An 18,093-nucleotide genomic window follows, 5' to 3' on the forward strand; every position below is an offset into this window, starting at 1 on the left:
ATGAGGAGGATGTAAATTGAAGAACAACAATAAAAAAGTCGAACAATTGCAGCAGTTTACTACGAAAGATGAAGGTCAGCCGCTGACAACGAACCATGGATTAAAGTTGACGAATGACGAGCATTCATTAACGATAGGTGAACGTGGTCCAACAATAATGGAGGATTTTCATTTCCGTGAAAAAATGACCCATTTCGACCATGAACGTATTCCGGAACGAGTTGTACATGCACGAGGTTCAGGGGCTCATGGGATATTTGAAAGTTATGGCGATGCATCAGATATAACGATGGCTCATTTTTTAGGAGAGAAAGGCCGCCAAACACCTGTCTTTGTTCGATTTTCAACAGTAGCAGGATCACGAGGCTCAGCAGAAACAGTGCGTGATGTACGTGGATTTGCAACAAAATTTTATACAGAAGAAGGGAACTACGATTTAGTTGGAAACAATATCCCGATTTTCTTCATTCAAGATGCAATTAAATTCCCGGATTTAATCCATGCAGTTAAACCGGAGCCACATAATGAAATTCCTCAAGCGCAAAGTGCCCATGATACATTTTGGGATTTTGTCGTAAGCAATGAAGAAACCGCACATATGACAATGTGGAAAATGTCTGACCGATCGATTCCAAGAAGTTTCCGTACGATGGAAGGGTTTGGTGTAAATACTTTCCGTTTTGTCAACGCCAAAGGGGAAGCCCACTTCGTTAAATTCCATTGGAAACCTGTATTTGGTGCTCATTCTTTAGTATGGGATGAAGCTCAAAAAATCGCAGGGAAAGATCCGGACTTTAATCGCCGCGACCTTTTCGATAATATTGAAGCCGGAAATTATCCGGAATATGAACTTGCTGTGCAGCTTATTCCACAAGATGATGAGTTCAAATTTGATTTCGATATTTTGGACCCGACAAAAATTTGGCCGGAAGAACTGATTCCGCTTCGCAAACTCGGAAAAATGACATTGAATCGAAATACGGATAACTTTTTTGCAGAAACGGAACAGATTGCATTCCATGTGGGACATGTCGTACCGGGAATCGATTTTTCGAACGATCCTTTATTACAAGGACGCTTATTCTCCTACACAGACACACAACTGATTCGATTAGGCGGACCAAACTTCCATGAGTTGCCGATCAATCGTCCAGTCTGCCCATTCCATAATAATCAGCGTGACGGGTATGGACGTATGACGATCAATAAGGGACGCGTTGCATACGGAAAAAACAGTCTGCAAAACAATACACCGCATGTTGTGACGCAAAAAGAAGGCGGCTATGCTCATTACCAGGAAAAAATCGAAGGGCGCAAAGTGCGTGCCCGAAGCTTATCGTTTGAAGATCATTATAGCCAGGCGCGTCAATTCTGGTTAAGCCAGACAGATGTGGAAAAGCAGCATATTATTAATGCTTTCAGTTTTGAGCTGGGTAAAGTAGAAACAATTGAAATCCGTAAAGCTGCAGTCGATATGTTTGCTCGCGTCGACCGTGCAATGGTTGAGCAAATTGCACAAAATATCGGTGTTACACCACCAGATGAATCAATCCAGCAAGTTGAAGATCAACAGCCATCAGATGCTGTGAGTATCTTAAAAAATCAGGTACCATTCTTGAAATCGAAAAAAGTCGGTATCATTGTCGATACAAACAGCAATTTGGAAGAACTGGTCATGCCTTTGGAAAACGAAGGTGTTACAGTTGAGCTGATCAGCGATAAGCAAGGAAGAATCGGTGAGCGTGAAATTGATCATACGCTGGCAACGGCCGATCCTGTACTTTATGATGGTCTAATTGTTGCCGCAACTTTCGATAGTGTCGTTCCTAAACGAAAAGTACAACGATTTGCCGATGAGATTTTCAACCACTATAAAGCATTAGGGTATGCTTCAGCTGAAATTTTGGATAAAGACTATGCTCATGCGCCGGGTGTCGTAGCAGGTATTTCGGATTTTGTGGAAGCATTGAAAAAAGGCCGCCACTTTGACCGAACAGATGCAACGGGTTGATTCTTTAATGTTGTACATTGTTGAGAAGTGATTTTATTAGAAAAGTCCAAGCTTTTATTAGAAGAATTGAACAGGATATTCGAACATTCGCGTGCTTTATTTGAATAGTAGAAGCGCTTATTAGAAAAAGTAGTCTTTTTATTAGAACATCTCATTTTTATTGGAATATTTTTCGGGATATTAGAATAACGGAGCACTTTATTAGAAAATCAACCTCACACAATCGTGACCGCATAACAACACAGAAAAGCATTTTTCTCATTAGGGGAAAAATGCTTTTTTTGTAGCTAAGTTTCAATGTATATCCCTATTTTCCTACCTGCTTTCTAAAAAATGAATATTTGGAATAATAAAAAATTGTAATAACAGTATGTTATAATATAAAAATTGTAGTTGATTTATAGCGAAGGGGGAACTCCAGGGAAAAATCAAAAAGGCTATAATAATCGAAAAATTCAAAATGGGGAATATAGCCTAAGTAATTATTTTAATAAAATACATATTGATCGATGGATTAAAAGGGGAGTTAGACGTGTGAAAAATATATTGAAAATTGCAAGCGCTTTTATTGGCGTGATCGTAGGCGCAGGATTCGCTTCAGGACAAGAAATACTGCAATACTTTACAAGCTTTGGAATACTCGGGATATTCGGAGCTATTTTATCAACGGTACTGTTTTCGGGTATTGGTATGCTGTTAGTATGGCTTGGCAGTTATACAAAAACGACCTCCCATAAAGACGTGATTTACAGAATTAGCGGGCGATATCTTGGAACGGTCATCGATTTTATACTTATTTTTACGTTGTTTGGCGTAGGTGTCGTGATGTTAGCTGGAGCCGGTTCGAATTTAAATCAACAGTTTGGGTTACCGGTTTTTGTAGGTACGACTCTTATGACAATACTCGTATTACTAACAGGGTTTTTGAAAGTAAATCGGGTTGTTGCAATTATAGGAAGTATTACACCGGTTCTCATTATTTTTGTTATATTTATTTCGATTTACAGTTTTCTAACGATGAGCGGAACTTTTGCATCGTTAAACGATATAGCGCAAGCAACACCGACTACTCTACCAAACTGGTTCATTTCCAGTATTAATTACGTGTCATTTAATATCGCAGTTGGAGCTTCGATGTCCATTGTGATGGGCGGAGCTGAAAAAAGTCCAAAAACAGCAGCGATCGGCGGTTTGGTTGGAGGTCTTATTTTAGGGGTTCTCATTCTATTGATGCATTTAGCTATTTTCTCGAAAATCGAAGAGGTTGGTACGTTGGATATGCCAATGCTGGGAATTGTGAGTAATTTATCACCAACATTGGGTATTATCATGTCATTAGTTATTTTCGGTATGATTTATAATACAGCGGTCGGAATGTTCTTTTCTTTCTCAGCACGTTTTGCGGAATCAGGAACACAGAAATTTAAAACATTCTTTACAATTACAATGATTGTAGGTTATTTGGCTAGTTTTGTAGGCTTTACTGGTCTGGTTAGTTATTTTTATCCTCTAATCGGTTATCTGGGCATAATCCTCATTCTTGCTTTAGTGGCAGCGCCATTTATTATTAAGAAACAAGAAGCAAGATAATTTGATGAATAAATAAGGCATTATAAAGTAGCTACCATTTTCTCTTTTTGAAAATGGTGGCTTTTTTGGCTATTGCAGTTTTAAATCGTATGATATGTCACATATAATTGACTAAGTTAATATATATGTTACACCATTATTATAAGGTATTTTTATCCTAATTGAATTTTGCCAGCAAATTCAGCATCGTGACATCCAAATTTTCAGGAAGGAGGCCTTTTCATATGAAAGATGTTCAAATAAATAACAGTGTGAAATTACGAAGAACGGAATTGGGCAATTTAACACAAAGTGATTTAGCAAAGCAAGTTGGTGTCACAAGGCAAACGATGAATTTAATCGAAGCGCAAAAGTATAATCCTACAATTAAAGTATGCTTGTTGATTGCAAATGCACTGGATACTTCAATTGAAAAATTGTTTTGGATGGAGGAAGAATTATGAAAAAGATATTCACCTATATCCCGGTTCTTTGCAGTATTATTGTAATTTTATTTATTGAAAGTTCGTTATTGAAGTGGATTTTGCTAGTAGTAATCGGTTGTTTAATGATATTTGCGAAATATAAAAGAAGTAAATTAACGGGCGAAGAATTCGAATTTGATGATCGCGTAAACGCAAATATTTCCAAATGGTCATTACGAAGCATGTTCGTTTTAAATACCCTGCTTATAATAATCTTGGTTATTGGCAGCAAAGGGGATTTGGAGTGGGCGATAAATATTGAATGGATTTTGGTGTATTTGGTAGTTACACTTTGCATTCCATTCTATATTATTCCGGCTGTTATAAAAAACTATTAGGGGGATGGGAAATGGAGATGAATTTGGTTATAGTCGGCTTGGTATTTGTAGTGCTGGGTTATTTAGTCGGTGTTAAAAAATTTACTTGGCTATTAGCAGGTTATAATGAAAAGCGAGTAAAAGATAAAAATAAATTGGCTCTCCTTGTCGGTGGCACATTTGCTTTACTAGGTATAGGAATCGCTATAAGCGGATTTGCAGGCATACAACAAGCAGAAACGATTATGTTTGTAGCAATAGGAATCATTTTGCTTGAGTTGGTTTATGTTAACGTAAAAATGGTTGAATAAATTTAACCCGGCTCCTTTATATACTTGGAAGAGCCGGGTGTTTTTATTTTTTCCGTATTTGATAATCAATATGTAAAAACGTTATACCAAATAGTGTCATCTGATGGGTTGCGGTAAGGGTTCCTTTTTGTTCCATAATCACAAAATACTCATGTAACGGAAGTTTGAATACATAGAATCCGATCGCCAAATATGTACCGGCATCGCCTTGTCCATCACTTGTTAAGTACAGTGCGCGGTCTTTTACGGAAAGCTGCAGTATACCGTGCATCGAAGAGAAGGGCAGAGGCAAAGCGATATTCATATAGGTATTGGATGCATCATGATGCTTTGAGTAGATGGCATTGAATACCGGGTCACCATTGATTGATCTTTGCCAGACGCGCGGTTTTTCCCGGCCATCTTGTTGCGGATCAACTTGCCAGATTTCTCCGTCCATCACAATCGTTTTTGAAGAAAACGGTAAATTCAGCTGTCCCAATTTCCTGCTAATGAACTGATACACAAAAGCAAAAGGTTTAAACCATGTAGCCCATTGAACAGACGCTTTTAATTCAAATTGTGTAGTACGTTCATAAAACGCACTAACAAGTTCAGGAATTGCTTCTTTATTGATATATGATGACATATCATCTACCAGTCCTTGTGACGGTTTGTTTGTTGGTGAAAATCGCCCGCGGATTCCGCTTATCGGGAATGTATAGTCGAGGTGCTTTGACGACGGCAGCAATAAGCTCCAAGCGATCACTACAGAGATTCCAAATCCTAAACAATTTAAAAGCCCGTGGAAGTTCAGCATATCCGGAATGTCTACAAGATTCGTTCCTGTTAAATTGCTGTATGCGTATAAAAACGACCAAATTATTGTAAAGCATAATGTCAGAAATGCCAGGCGAATGAACAGACGCTGCACACGCGGCAATGGCCATTTCATAACAAAAAAGCTAATGCTGAAAATGGCGAGTACATATAAGCTAACCGAAATGATTTCAACGATTCTTGAGAAGGTGATTCCGACAGCTACTAACATTGGTCCTGCAGCGATAACCGCGCAGCAAAACTTGTAATAGCGGGTCATATGAAGACGTCCAATCAATCCGACTGTAATGCATAGCAGAAAGGCGGAATAATGAAAATGAATAGCGGTCAGCCATGTAATAATCGGACTGAATCCTGTATCGAACTGAAGATGGAATGCCAAAAACCACAGTGCACCCATCACAATATAAACTAGACCGATATCGATCATTATTTCAGCTGTATTGACAAAGCCTCTTCGCAAAAACCGGTTGACCCCATGGGAGGCAACGATAAGCGTACTTAGTAAGTAGGTAAGTACACAAAGCAGAATGAGGAAATCATTTTGCGTGAAATACAGTACAGTAACTGCAAGCTGTCCGGTTGCTATAATAAGTCTTTGCCAGTTTCTCAGTGAAACCAGCTGTTCCACCATGACGGGTACAAAGAGAAGTTGAGCCAGCGTCAAATAATAATACATAGATGTCTGTTCGTTAAATAACAGAAGCCAGATCATACAGACAATGCCAATGATTGTTAATGGCCTACTGAGCACATGGCGTAAATTGACCAGCATACATCATCATCCTTCCAATGAGGTCATTATAGATGGAGACATGTATCGTATACATATCCTTCGTATCGTCATACCCTTCCGTTACAACAACTCGGCCTGTCAGTTTCTTTGGCAAGCCAACTTCTTTCCGACCGATAACGACACGCTGTTCTGAAGAGCGGATCATTAAGAAACCGTCCTTTGTAACATCCATTTGTAAATCCGAGTAGAACAATGCCGGATCCCCTAAATAATCCTTTACGATTTGCCGTTCCAGATCGACAGTCATCGTTGCATTGAACTTACGTGTTGCCTGTGGGAAATGGAAAGTACGCTCCCAATAGACTTCGGCTTCCTTTTCATTGTTCATTCTTGCGGTATTCGTTATTGTAAAAGGTATTTCCTCGCCGTACTCGGGAAAAAGGAAGTTTGTTTTCGTAAACAAATGATACATCGGTCGTAAAAAACATGGTCCTGAATGAATAACTTGCATTGTTCCTTGTGCATGAAAAGGCTGTCCTAATGGGAGGCGATACCTTTCCTGCAGTTTTGGGTGCAGTCTGTTAAAGTTTTCTGCCAGCAATGTTTCGTAGATCATATTAAGCACCTCTTTTTCGTTTGCAGAATTTTGCTGTCGGTAATTCTTTTGCCAGCAGTAATGCGACTATTGAAGCAATCCATAAGCCAATGTTGAAGGTAACAACATTAAATGGTGCGGTTGCAACTGAAGGCGCAGCTATAATTGCGCTTAATGTAAGCAATGGGAATAATAAAATTTGTGCTTTTAGCAGCAGTGGTTGCAATTTCGGGACTAAAAAGAGTAATCCGATCATCATTTCCAAAATACCTACCCAAATAATAGCCGTTGATGCTTGACCAAACGTTAGCGGTGACAGTTCCATCAGCATATCAATTTCAAGCGGATGCTTCATCAGCACTTTCGGAATGAGACCTTGATAGAGCCAAATGAAACTGAATAGGAAGCACAGTAAATAATAGCTGAAAAATCTTCGATATTGGGTTGCCGGTTTTTCGCCGGTTTCAATCCATCTCGCCAGGACATTGAAACTTAATGCAGTTGCCCAGCCGATAACAGGGCGGAACAGCAAATCAAATAATTGCCCGAATCGACCGAACCGGACGTCATAGTCATACTGGGTCAGAAAGGTTACACGGTCCCCATTCGGGATATATTGCCAGTAGCCGCGTCCTTCCTTGATCGGGGAAATGAGTTGCGGTGTCCCGAAATGGAGTGAGGAGGTTTTTATACCACTTGCCTTTTCATGTGTACCTTTACTTTCACCCCAACCCGCTACTGACAGGCCCGGCATTATTTTAGTTGTATATGTAAAAGTTTGAGGCGCGTCCTCATGCTGTTTTTCATTGTAGGTGATGGATGTGAAACGTAAATCCCATTGTTCATGAAGGTCGGGCTGCTGTGTATAATGCCATACTTCTTCAATCGAGCTGTCTATTACGGTTTCCACATAAATCGGATTTTTCTTCAATACATTCAGCTCCTCTATCAAAATATAAAAATATATTGTACTCATTCATCATACCTTAATATTTCTTCTGTGATCAGTCAGAATTTAAAGTGAATGAATTTGCGGAATAAATGTTAATCTCTTACATTATTAAGTATTATAATAAAGGATAGTGTTTAAGTAACCAATTTTAAAGGAGGAAGCAATGGACTTTATTTTGGATTATAAGTGGTTTTTCCTTATTACTGCCGAAGTTGTTTTCTGGGTATGTGCGATTGCTTTTTTGCTGTTGCGCTACTGGTTTCAACTGAACAAGCTGAGCTTACTCGTCTTTATTATTTTTATCCTGAATGATTTATGGATTGCACTTTTGGCTTATTTCGATTATCAGCGAACAGGTGAATTTTCGATTTATCAAATTATCATCGTCATCGTTATTGTGTACGCGATGACATTCGGGAAATCCGACTTTAAAAAGCTCGATGCCTTTATTAAAAGGTGGGTGGCTAATAAACGTGGGGAACCGATCGATAAATCACTCCAACCTGTTAAACTGTATGGGAAGGCCTATGCAATACAAGAATGGAAGCAATTTGCGTTACATTTCGTCGTTTTTATCATTGTTCATATAGGATTTGCTATTGGAGTTGGCTTTTCAGACAGTTTACAGCAAATACCACTGAGTGATTTTTTCGGAATGTGGTTTGATGACGAGAGCGGAAATTTCCCATTTGACAATGAAGGGATCAATAAATTCAGTCAGGTATGGCTAATTATTCTTGCCATTGATTTTGTCATTACATTATCGTATACACTATTTCCGAAAAAGAAATCATAGACGAAATTTTTTGAACCAAACCTATTGAATATAACCAATATGCTTGGTTCTTTTTAATAAGAAACCATTCTTTAGTATAGGAGCTGTATAAAATGAATGAAAATAATCGCTATTCAAAAGCAGATAGCATTCTACTTCAGATCAATAGTAAAACTAAGCTAGGCGACTTACGCAAAATCGCCAAGGATATAAAAAAGGATCATGAATTAGCAATGGAACTGTGGTCAACTGGAGCGTATTTACCTAGATTATTGGCAATTTTAATTATGGACAAAATACTTCTATCACAAGAGGTGCTAACTATACTTGATCAGGATATGCAGACACACCCTTTTGATGAGCGAAATAATTTAATGGATTGGTTAATGGCAAATCAGCTTATGAAAGGCAAGAAAACAATTGACTTGATGGAGTCATGGGAAAATAGCAGTTCTGTTCTGCAAAGGCGGACTTTCTGGTATTATCAGACGAGACTGAGATGGACTGGACAAACACCGCCAGATAACACAGCAGACTTACTTTCAAAAATAGAAGCAAAAATTAAAAAAGAAGAACCGGAAGTCCAATGGGCTATGAATCTCACTGCGGGCTGGATCGGTGTATATGATGAAAAGTATCGTGCACGTTGTATTGAACTCGGTAAAAATATAGGTCTTTACAAAGATGACAAAGTAGCAAAAGGATGTACGCCAAGCTATTTGCCGGAGTTCATTGCGATTGAAGTGAACAAAAGACAAAATGGCTAGTTTTCGTTGTTCGTTATTGGTGAATCAAGGAAGGGGAGTTAGCTTGAGAAAACTATTCTCATTAATGTTTGTTTTAGCAATAGTATTAGCAGCTTGTAGCTCATCAGAATTGAGTATTACTGAAGTGCATAAGATTCCTCCAAAAGTACAGGAGAGTATTGATTCTATTGATACCGATTATACATTGCAGATAGTTAATGACAGTAAAACTGATGTGAAGTACATTATTTTTCAATCTGCAGGAACAGTAACAGCTGAACTGGAAGAGAGAGAAGACATATTAGATATAAAATTGGATACCGAAAACGGAGGAAATAGCGAGTTAATACAATACGTTTATAAAATTACACGTGGTGACGCACAATTTGACACAATTAATGTAAAAATAAATGGCCAAGATACACCTATTGATAATTCCATAGGTTTTTAGGTGGGGTTATCATTAAAAAATTCTGCAAAAAAAAATCCCTTTTGAGCCTGATCATTCAAAAGGGATTTTCAATACAATTTTTTTGAAGAAGATTTCCTGGCTCTATTATCGCTTAAAAATTTCAGTCAATGCTTTGCCATCGGTATTTCCAAAGTCCAAATCCAGAATATGCGCAATGGTCGGACCGATATCAATGACACAGGCTTCGCCAATGTCTGAACCGGCGATAACACCGTTGCCCGAAATAATCAGGTTGCTCGTATAATCGGGCTTGTTTGGGGAAAAGCCGTGTGTCGCATACTTTTTGCCGAGTGTATGTAAGTCCACAACAGCTTCCTGTAAATGGTCATCTTCAAAAGCATAGCCTTCTTTTGCTTCAATCATATAGCGGAATGTACTGGCTACATGAAATTTCTTCAATTCCTCCGTACTTAAAATGGCTTCGATTCCGTAAGATTCTTTCCTTGCAGCATCCCGCAAAATTTTAAGGGCAATTTGTTCTGCTTCCGTATCATCTGGCTGTACATGTAAATAAGCGGAACCACCTGCACCTTGAACATATGCGCGCCAATGCCATTTGCCATTTTCTTCATAAATGAGGCCTTCATCGTATAAAATCCGGTTCAAATACACTTTGTACTGAACATCGAGCTGACTATGATCCCCGACGATTATAAAAGATGTTTCTTCATAAATCCCCGCATCTTTTGTCGCCTGGACGAGTTCTCCGATCCGCCGGTCCATCCGTTCAATAACTTCTTCAATATGAGGTCCTTTTGTTCCATGTAAATGCTTCGAATCATCGAGGTCAATTAAGTGCATTAAAAGCAGGTTCGGCTTTTTCTTTTTAATCGTATCTGCTGCACATAACGTTGTGAAGTCATCCAAATAAGGCTGCTGAATCCCTTGCCGAACTTTTCCATACTTCAGCTCCATTTGCATCGTAAACAACTTACTGCCGCTTTTCAGTATTTTTAATGCCTGGTTTTCATTTTTGACCGCTTTTATTTCAGGGATATTATATTTAATATCCGCTTTTCCCGATACCGGCCACAAAAGACCGGCTGTTGTGAGTCCTTTTTTTCGTGCTGCTTCATAAACGGTTGGAACTTGGATATCACTGCGGAACCAGTGCCAGTTTTGATCGTTTTCAGGCACGAACGGCTGGAACGGATTATTATGGAAAACCCCGTGCCGGTCCGGATAAACACCCGTCACATAAGAACTGTGGATGACATAGGTGAGGGTAGGGTAAACACTTTTCAGTAAATTTGTGGATGCCCCTCGTTCGATCAGTTTTGCTAAATTCGGTTTTGATGCAGCACTTTCCCAATTATCTTTGGAAAAGGCATCATATGAAATGACAATTACATGATTACTTATTTTCTGCATTAGATCACCCTGCTAACTTAGTTTGTTCGTGCGCATCTTTCGGGAGCATTAAAAAGACAATAAGCCCGATGATGAATAGAGGGATAATTGATAAAATACTGTATCTGGCATCACCGGTCATCGTTGTTGTCAGTGCCATTAAAAAAGGACCGATAATCGCAGCAAACTTCCCGAAAATATTATAGAAACCGAAAAATTCATTGGAGCGTTCTTTCGGAATAATTTTCCCGTAATAGGAACGGCTGAGCGCCTGAATCCCGCCTTGTGCAGATCCAATCATAATCCCTAAAATAAAGATATGCCACAGTTCCGAAATGAAAAATGCTGCGATACAGGCAATCATATACGTCGTAATCCCGACAATAATTAATGCCCGTGTCGAATATTTTTTTGCAAGCGATCCATAGAGCAGTGCAAAAGGAAACGCTACAATCTGAATAACAAGCAGAATGGCCAATAGCATAAACGTATTCAGCCCGTCGGAGCCTAAAACGCTTGTCGCGTACGGAACAACCATTTTTATAATTGTATCGACACCATCGATATAGCAGAAATAGGCGATTAAAAACATGAATACTATTTTATAGTCTTTAATATTTAAGAAGGTTTGACCTAAGCGTTTGAAACTATTGCCGATCGGATTCGGTTCGGGTTCTATATAGTGGCGCTGTTTGACATCTTTAATCATCGGAATCGTCAGTAATCCCCACCATAGCGCGGTAATGCAAAATCCGATTTGATAACCGATCGCTGCATCCATCCCCATAATTAAGATGACGACTAAACTAATCCCAAATGGAATGACACTTGAAATGTAGCCGAAAGCAAAGCCGGCTGATGATACTTTATCCATCTTCTCATCTGTCGTTACATCGACCAGGAAAGAATCATAGAAAATATTGGTGCCGGCAAAACCGATACATGAAAGAATGTACATGACGATCAAAAGCTGCCATTGTCCGCTATCCGGTGAAATAAATGTAAAGGAAAGAGTTGAAATAATTCCGACTAACGCAAAAAAGATGAAGAAACGTTTTTTCTTGTCCTTATAGTCAGCAAAGGCTCCTAAAATAGGACTTAGAACAGCGACAATTATACTGGCAAGTGAATTGAAATAGCCTAAATCCATGTTGTTCACACCTTGGAACATCCCGAAGACAATGGGGAAAAGGGCGGTAGTGATCGCAATGGAATAAGCCGAATTTCCGCAGTCGTATAAAATCCAGGACTTTTCTTCTTTTGTCAGTTTCACTAACATAAAACCTCCCAACCTACTATTTTCAGTCATTATACCATTATCTTGAAATTGATAAGTAAAACCATACAGAAATTTCATATTAAAGAAATATTCTTTACGCAAACTCTGTATAATGGAAGTTATCTCTAAATTTTTCAGGAGGCGGGCTATGGCAAGGATTTTCAACTATTTTCATCCACTTGTATGGATCATATTAAGTGGTACGATTTTTGTACGGACTGCGAGTTTTATGGCAATCCCGTTTTTAGCTTTATATTTACATAATGAACTTCAGGCCTCGCCTTTACTAATCGGAATTACAATTGGGATTGCCCCTCTGTTTTCAACATTCGGCGGATTAATCGGCGGTTATTTAACCGATCGTTTTGGACGAAAAACGGTTATCATTATTACGGTTTTTATATGGTGTCTTACATTTGTCGGGTTTGCGTTAGCTCCTTCTGCTGTTTACTTTGTCGTATTGAATGCGGTGAATGGGCTATGCCGCTCATTTTTTGAACCGGGTACTCAAGCACTGATGATTGATTTTACGGAAGATGCAAAGAAAAGACGTTTATTTTCCGTGCGTTACACGGCCATTAATATTGCGGCTGTTATGGGACCATTACTCGGTGTATGGGTCGCAAGCTTATCAAGTCCGGCAACACCGTTTATGATTACCGGTATTATGTATGCGTTGTATGGTTTATTTTTAATCGTTGTGTTAAACCGTTATGAAATGAAGCAAAAAAGACTTAGTTCAAACCAGCAAATCAAAACATTATTACAAGCGGTTTTCCAAGATCAGAAGCTGTTGCTGTTTATTGCGGGAGGTATTTTGGTTACGGTCGGATATTCCCAGTTCAATTCGACACTTCCGCAATTCATTAATATGAATGTGGAGGATGGGGTGAAGCTCTTTTCCTATGTGATTGTCGCGAATTCCATTACAGTACTGGCTTTTCAGCTGCCATTAACTGTTTTAAGTGAAAAAATTTCAATTTACAGTTCGCTGAAAATCGGCGTCGTCATTTTTGCAGTCGGATTATTTCTGTTTGGTGTTTCCGACAGTTCCTGGATGTTCATTGCGGGTATGATTGTGTTTTCGGTCGGTGAGATTTTCAGCTTTCCGATGATGAATGCAGTTATTGAGGAGATTGCACCTGAGGATCAGAAGGGGACATATCTTGGTGCGTCGCAGTTTAAAAATATCGGAGGATTTATCGGACCGATTATCGGGGGCTGGCTGTTGACGGTTTATATAGATTATATGTTTGCGATTATTTCATTAATCATGCTTTGCAGTATTTTTATATACAACCGAGCTCAAAGGCTGATGTGATAGAGGAACGATCGGTAAGTATAAAACAAAAGGGCTGCACATAAAGTGAAGCAGGCTACTTTAATAAAAAAACTTGATAAATGGAATTTCGTTATATACAATGAACACTTTGAATACATAGGAAATGCGCGGTAAATTCCGCTTCAAGACTTTACAACAAAGAGGTGACAACATGAAAGGTCGAACACATTTAACAATTGGTTTAGGAATCGGGACCGTGGCATCTGTCAGTCAGGCACCGGAGATGATCCCGGTCGTTTTAGCAGTATCCGCGGTGGCTTCGCTTGCTCCGGATCTGGACGGAAACAATCTGTTGAATAAACATGTAACGAAAACGGCGAGGCAAATAAAAAAAGGCGGTCAATTTGTCGGCGGAATCATCATGATTCTTTCCTTGGCAGCCTACGTAAATCTTTTGCCTTTTTTGGATGGTGACTGGTTTACCCAACAAAATAAACTGCTGTTTTTAGCATTAGGCGCAATTATTATTGCAATGTCCATGAGAAGTCAGGAAACGCTTAAAAATATTTTAATGACTATTCTAAGTTTATTCCTTCTTTATTATGCGGTTACCGATGAACTTTGGTGGCTCGTTTTGTTTGCTGTATACATTGGGGCAGCCGGCTGGTTCCCGCATCGAGGGTTTACCCATACAATTTGGTCAGTAATCTTTTGGGCATATATGTCCCATCTGCTGGAAGTAAGTACAGGTGCTGACAATTTAGCGATTATCTCGACTATGGCTTATTTATCTCATATTTTAGGTGATATGATGACGAAAAAAGGGGTTAAATTCCTTGCCCCGATTACGAATAAAGTATTTAAAATTCGAATATAGCTTTTAGAGAAGGTCTTTCATCAGTTTCAAGGAACTGTCGAAAGATCTTTTTTCAGTTAATTATTATTCAACTGCATTGAAATCTTCTATAAGCTATAATAAAGGAAATGATTACAATTTAGATAATTATGCCCAATACGGATTTTTGAGGAAGGTGAATTATGATTGAAATGCATCATAGAAATTCATTATTACTTCTATTGATAAGTATTTTTTACTTTACACACATAATAATTAATATATTCATTGAAGGAATAGCGAGTATTTTTCCTGCAGCAATCTTTTTTGGACTATTTGGGCTCATCATGATTTTACTGATTCATAGGAAAGTGAATGCCAAATTTACAATGTATGTAATGATCGGCAGTATGTATTTTTATTTTTATTATCTACTTAATAATTCTCCGTATTTAGTAAATTATTTCTTTATGTGGCTCGCCCTACCGCTAAGTGCCATTTATCAGCATATAAAGGCCGTTTTGGTGGCAGGGGCCGCTTCGCTGTTTCTTACATTCTATTCATTTTTTTATCTTCATGATGAAATTTTTCCGAATGTCATCAAGGAAGATTTTATTTATTTAATACTGTTTGGTATATTTATCACCATTTTTCTCATTGTTTTCATCCTTAAAGTAAGGGAGGCCAACGACAAGTTACAGGACCTGGCTTACCACGATTCTTTAACAGGAGCCGCAAACCGTGTATTGCTCAGGGAAAAGTTTGATGTAATGAAGCATGAGAATGTCGACTCAATAGCTTTATTGTTCCTTGATATGAACGGCTTCAAAAAAATAAATGATACTTACGGACATGAAATTGGCGATCAATTATTACGGATAATTGTATTACGGATAGATGGCGTATTGAGGGAGACGGATTTACTTTGCCGGTTAGGGGGAGATGAATTCGTCATTTTAACGGCTAATGTTAATGATTCTATCTTGGAAAAGATTAAGGAACGGATAAAATCTGTGCTGGAGAAACCGATGATTCTGGATCAGCATATTATTAATGTTTCGGCAAGTATTGGATGGTATTACACAACGGAAGTTGCATATGCAAATTTAGACGACATGATTAAAGAGTCGGATCGGGCAATGTACAAAGAGAAGAAATTGAAAGATTCATATTCGGAACATGTGGAACTACTATGAACTAAAGTTAACAAAACGCCTCTTTATTTGGTAAGAGGCGTTTTGTCTTATAGTTGCAGTAAAATTAATAACCGAATTTACTTAATATAAACGAGTAACCTTCAGCGAGTTCACGCAGCTGGTTGAATCGGCCGGATGCACCGAAGTGGCCTGCACCCATATTTGTTTTTAATACAAGCGTATTGTCATCTGTTTTTAGTTCGCGCAGTCGAGCTACCCATTTCGCCGGCTCCCAATAACCGACGCGCGGGTCATTCAACCCTGTCGTTATATACATATGGGGGTACGGCTTGGCCTCTACATTGTCATAAGGGCTATACGATTTCATATAGAAATAATCGGCATCTTTTTGCGGGTTACCCCATTCATCCCATTCTAAAGTCGTTAATGGAATTGTATCATCCAGCATCGTCGTGACAATATCTACAAACGGCACTTCCGGAACAATCACTTTAAAACGATCTCCTGCCATATTAGCTACAGCCCCTACCAGCAAACCACCAGCACTACCGCCACGGGCTGCGATAAGTTCAGTAGTTGTAATGCCTTGATCGATCAGATAGTTCGCCGCATCAATAAAGTCGGTAAAGCTATTGCGTTTTTTCTGCATTTTCCCGTCGAAATACCAAGTACGTCCCAGCTCTGAACCTCCTCGCACTTGTGCAACTGCCATGATTACTCCTTTATCAAGGATGGGCAATCGATACGCGCTAAAGAATGGGTCGCTGCTATAACCATAGGAGCCATACGCATTCAAGATAAGTGGTGCCGGCCCATTGTCGAGCGCATTCTTTTGGTAGTGGAGCAATACAGGAACTTTGACACCGTCAGCTGCTGTTGCCCAAACTTGCCGCTGTACGTATTGCCCTCGGTCGTATTCTCCGGTAACAGCTGCCTCCTGCAATATTTCCTTTTCACCAGATTCAATATCAATACGAATTATCGTTTTCGGCGTTAAAAAGGATTCATATTGCACTAAAACTTCCGAAGCTTCATAGTCTTGACCTGAAACGAGTGAAACCGAATAAATAGCTTCATCCCATTTGAGCTGAACAAGTGTATCTCCTTCGATTCGCCAGACTTGTTCCAGGCCATTTTCTCGTCCTGTTACATAGATATGGCGTTTAAAAGGATAAATATTTTCGATAAACCGATTTTCATCGTATGAAATAATGGCCGTACGCTCATTAAAGTTTTCGAGCGAACAGCGAAGCAATGTGAAGTTCAATGCATTTTCATTCGTTAATAGTAAAAGGTCATTTTCCCAATGCTCTACATCGTATTCGATTCCTTCACGACGCGCTTCAAATAACTTTGGAGCTGCTGCTGGCTCATCCGCATCGATAATTTGCACCTCTGATGTCGTCGTAGATTGAGAAACGATGAAAATAAAGCGTGCACTTCTTGATTTATTAATATATAAATTGAACGTTACGTCTGTTTCTTCATATAAAAGTTCGTCTGATGTGTAGTCAGTACCCATTTCATGACGCCAAACCTGGTATGGCCGCTGCAATTCATTTAGTTTTACATAAAAGATAAATTGTCCGCAGTTACTCCACTCAACACTGCTGTATATATAAACGTTTGGAATGGTATCTTTCAGCAACTCACCACTTTGCAAATCCTTCACAAATAGCGTATAGCTGTCTGTACCATCCCGATTTTCCAAGTACGCAAGATGATGGTGATCCTCTGAATACCGCTGTACGGTAACGCTTAAATAGTCATCGCCATTCGCAAGTACATTTTCATCTAAAGTGATTTCTTCAGCAGCAGATTCTAATTGCAATCGGTTTGCTGCACGTTTTCTTGCATAAATAGGGTATTGTTTTTCTTTTTCTAAACGAGAGTAATAAAAATATGGCCCTCTCTGAATAGGGATCTGAGTTTCTGAAGCAGGGATACGTGCCACCATTGCTTCGTATAGTTCAGTTGTTAAATTTTTGAGCGGCTTCATGACTTCTTCATAATAGCTGTTTTCTTTTTCCAAGTATGCAATGACTTCCGGATTCGATTTATCTTTTAGCCAATAATATTCATCATGGCGAACATCTCCATGTAATTGAAACGTGTGAGGTATTTGCTTTACTGCTAGTTTATTCAATGCCATTCTCCTTTCTATTTCACAATATAATTTCGATAAGTTTATTTATAATCCTTCATTTATTTAGTGTTAATTGATTGGCAAGTATATTTATAAATTAAATGTTATATAATTAAGACTTTTTTGACTCACGAGTTATATTTGTAAAACAAGGATAACCCGTAAAAATCAATGGCTCAAATCTATTAAATTTTGGGATACACCACTTGTAAGCGCGATCATTTTTCAGGATTAGAGTGATTCAAGCCAAATTTTA

General features: G+C 38.8%; 17 protein-coding genes. 11 read left to right on the plus strand and 6 right to left on the minus strand.

Going from position 1 to position 18,093, the window contains the following annotated elements; all coding sequences use genetic code 11:
* Window positions 1-16: 16 nt before the first annotated feature.
* The 5 genes from MKX73_RS14205 (at window position 17) to MKX73_RS14225 (ending at window position 4,693) form a co-directional block, all read left to right on the plus strand.
* Window positions 17-2,011 (plus strand): catalase, encoded by a 1,995-nt coding sequence (locus tag MKX73_RS14205; protein ID WP_340718005.1) that lies wholly within the window; start codon window positions 17-19, stop codon window positions 2,009-2,011.
* A 534-nt stretch (window positions 2,012-2,545) separates the two neighbouring features.
* A complete protein-coding gene (locus tag MKX73_RS14210) occupies window positions 2,546-3,601 on the plus strand; it encodes a YkvI family membrane protein (protein WP_340718006.1) in 1,056 nt (351 codons plus the stop codon).
* Window positions 3,602-3,825: 224 nt separating this feature from the next.
* Window positions 3,826-4,044, plus strand: coding sequence for a helix-turn-helix transcriptional regulator (locus MKX73_RS14215; protein ID WP_340718007.1), 219 nt, complete (start codon window positions 3,826-3,828; stop codon window positions 4,042-4,044).
* The gene (locus tag MKX73_RS14220; RefSeq protein ID WP_340718008.1) at window positions 4,041-4,403 is read left to right on the plus strand and encodes a hypothetical protein; all 363 of its coding nucleotides are present in this window, start codon (window positions 4,041-4,043) and stop codon (window positions 4,401-4,403) included. The genes MKX73_RS14215 and MKX73_RS14220 overlap by 4 nt, the downstream gene beginning before the upstream one ends.
* A gap of 11 nt (window positions 4,404-4,414) precedes the next feature.
* Window positions 4,415-4,693, plus strand: coding sequence for a DUF3784 domain-containing protein (locus MKX73_RS14225; protein WP_340718009.1), 279 nt, complete (start codon window positions 4,415-4,417; stop codon window positions 4,691-4,693).
* A gap of 43 nt (window positions 4,694-4,736) precedes the next feature.
* Here the strand turns inward: MKX73_RS14225 and MKX73_RS14230 are convergent, their stop codons facing one another.
* Genes MKX73_RS14230 through MKX73_RS14240 form a run of 3 tightly spaced genes read right to left on the minus strand, consistent with a single transcriptional unit; the run spans window position 4,737 to window position 7,774 of the window.
* Window positions 4,737-6,287: a YndJ family protein gene (locus MKX73_RS14230; protein WP_340718010.1), complete on the minus strand. Its 1,551-nt coding sequence runs from the start codon at window positions 6,285-6,287 to the stop codon at window positions 4,737-4,739.
* Window positions 6,256-6,864, minus strand: coding sequence for a DUF4166 domain-containing protein (locus MKX73_RS14235; RefSeq protein ID WP_340718011.1), 609 nt, complete (start codon window positions 6,862-6,864; stop codon window positions 6,256-6,258). Before MKX73_RS14235 ends, MKX73_RS14230 begins: the two co-directional genes overlap by 32 nt.
* A gap of 1 nt (window position 6,865) precedes the next feature.
* The gene (locus tag MKX73_RS14240; protein WP_340718012.1) at window positions 6,866-7,774 is read right to left on the minus strand and encodes a DoxX-like family protein; all 909 of its coding nucleotides are present in this window, start codon (window positions 7,772-7,774) and stop codon (window positions 6,866-6,868) included.
* A gap of 184 nt (window positions 7,775-7,958) precedes the next feature.
* Between MKX73_RS14240 and MKX73_RS14245 the strand changes: the two genes are divergently transcribed.
* The 3 genes from MKX73_RS14245 to MKX73_RS14255 all read left to right on the plus strand — a co-directional run bounded on the left by MKX73_RS14245 (window position 7,959) and on the right by MKX73_RS14255 (window position 9,767).
* On the plus strand, window positions 7,959-8,591 hold the full coding sequence (locus MKX73_RS14245; RefSeq protein WP_340718014.1) for a hypothetical protein: 633 nt from the start codon (window positions 7,959-7,961) through the stop codon (window positions 8,589-8,591).
* A 92-nt stretch (window positions 8,592-8,683) separates the two neighbouring features.
* On the plus strand, window positions 8,684-9,337 hold the full coding sequence (locus MKX73_RS14250; protein WP_340718015.1) for a DNA alkylation repair protein: 654 nt from the start codon (window positions 8,684-8,686) through the stop codon (window positions 9,335-9,337).
* Between the two features lie 43 nt (window positions 9,338-9,380).
* Complete coding sequence (locus tag MKX73_RS14255; protein WP_340718016.1) at window positions 9,381-9,767, plus strand: peptidylprolyl isomerase; 387 nt, start codon at window positions 9,381-9,383, stop codon at window positions 9,765-9,767.
* 105 nt (window positions 9,768-9,872) lie between these two features.
* Here the strand turns inward: MKX73_RS14255 and MKX73_RS14260 are convergent, their stop codons facing one another.
* Window positions 9,873-11,159 carry an alkaline phosphatase family protein gene (locus MKX73_RS14260; RefSeq protein WP_340718017.1) on the minus strand — a complete coding sequence of 429 codons (1,287 nt, stop codon included), beginning with the start codon at window positions 11,157-11,159 and terminating at the stop codon, window positions 9,873-9,875.
* A gap of 4 nt (window positions 11,160-11,163) precedes the next feature.
* A complete protein-coding gene (locus MKX73_RS14265; protein ID WP_340718018.1) occupies window positions 11,164-12,417 on the minus strand; it encodes an MFS transporter in 1,254 nt (417 codons plus the stop codon).
* Window positions 12,418-12,565: 148 nt separating this feature from the next.
* Between MKX73_RS14265 and MKX73_RS14270 the strand changes: the two genes are divergently transcribed.
* The 3 genes from MKX73_RS14270 (at window position 12,566) to MKX73_RS14280 (ending at window position 15,730) form a co-directional block, all read left to right on the plus strand.
* A complete protein-coding gene (locus MKX73_RS14270) occupies window positions 12,566-13,738 on the plus strand; it encodes an MDR family MFS transporter (RefSeq protein ID WP_340718019.1) in 1,173 nt (390 codons plus the stop codon).
* 172 nt (window positions 13,739-13,910) lie between these two features.
* On the plus strand, window positions 13,911-14,576 hold the full coding sequence (locus tag MKX73_RS14275; protein ID WP_340718020.1) for a metal-dependent hydrolase: 666 nt from the start codon (window positions 13,911-13,913) through the stop codon (window positions 14,574-14,576).
* A 161-nt stretch (window positions 14,577-14,737) separates the two neighbouring features.
* Window positions 14,738-15,730: a GGDEF domain-containing protein gene (locus tag MKX73_RS14280; protein WP_340718021.1), complete on the plus strand. Its 993-nt coding sequence runs from the start codon at window positions 14,738-14,740 to the stop codon at window positions 15,728-15,730.
* 64 nt (window positions 15,731-15,794) lie between these two features.
* Here MKX73_RS14280 and MKX73_RS14285 read toward each other — a convergent pair whose 3' ends face one another.
* Window positions 15,795-17,837, minus strand: a complete 2,043-nt coding sequence (locus MKX73_RS14285) for a S9 family peptidase (protein WP_340718022.1) — start codon at window positions 17,835-17,837, stop codon at window positions 15,795-15,797.
* Window positions 17,838-18,093 lie beyond the last annotated feature (256 nt).

It is taken from the genome of Solibacillus sp. FSL W7-1436 (assembly GCF_038007305.1).
GTDB lineage: Bacteria > Bacillota > Bacilli > Bacillales_A > Planococcaceae > Solibacillus.

Coding starts and splice junctions, on each gene's coding strand:
- MKX73_RS14220 (WP_340718008.1), top strand. CDS start 4,041: ATGAAAAAGATATTCACCTATATCCCGGTTCTTTGCAGTATTATTGTA.
- MKX73_RS14275 (WP_340718020.1), top strand. CDS start 13,911: ATGAAAGGTCGAACACATTTAACAATTGGTTTAGGAATCGGGACCGTG.
- MKX73_RS14245 (WP_340718014.1), top strand. CDS start 7,959: ATGGACTTTATTTTGGATTATAAGTGGTTTTTCCTTATTACTGCCGAA.
- MKX73_RS14280 (WP_340718021.1), top strand. CDS start 14,738: ATGATTGAAATGCATCATAGAAATTCATTATTACTTCTATTGATAAGT.
- MKX73_RS14230 (WP_340718010.1), bottom strand. CDS start 6,287: ATGCTGGTCAATTTACGCCATGTGCTCAGTAGGCCATTAACAATCATT.
- MKX73_RS14260 (WP_340718017.1), bottom strand. CDS start 11,159: ATGCAGAAAATAAGTAATCATGTAATTGTCATTTCATATGATGCCTTT.
- MKX73_RS14235 (WP_340718011.1), bottom strand. CDS start 6,864: ATGATCTACGAAACATTGCTGGCAGAAAACTTTAACAGACTGCACCCA.
- MKX73_RS14215 (WP_340718007.1), top strand. CDS start 3,826: ATGAAAGATGTTCAAATAAATAACAGTGTGAAATTACGAAGAACGGAA.
- MKX73_RS14225 (WP_340718009.1), top strand. CDS start 4,415: ATGGAGATGAATTTGGTTATAGTCGGCTTGGTATTTGTAGTGCTGGGT.
- MKX73_RS14270 (WP_340718019.1), top strand. CDS start 12,566: ATGGCAAGGATTTTCAACTATTTTCATCCACTTGTATGGATCATATTA.
- MKX73_RS14265 (WP_340718018.1), bottom strand. CDS start 12,417: ATGTTAGTGAAACTGACAAAAGAAGAAAAGTCCTGGATTTTATACGAC.
- MKX73_RS14250 (WP_340718015.1), top strand. CDS start 8,684: ATGAATGAAAATAATCGCTATTCAAAAGCAGATAGCATTCTACTTCAG.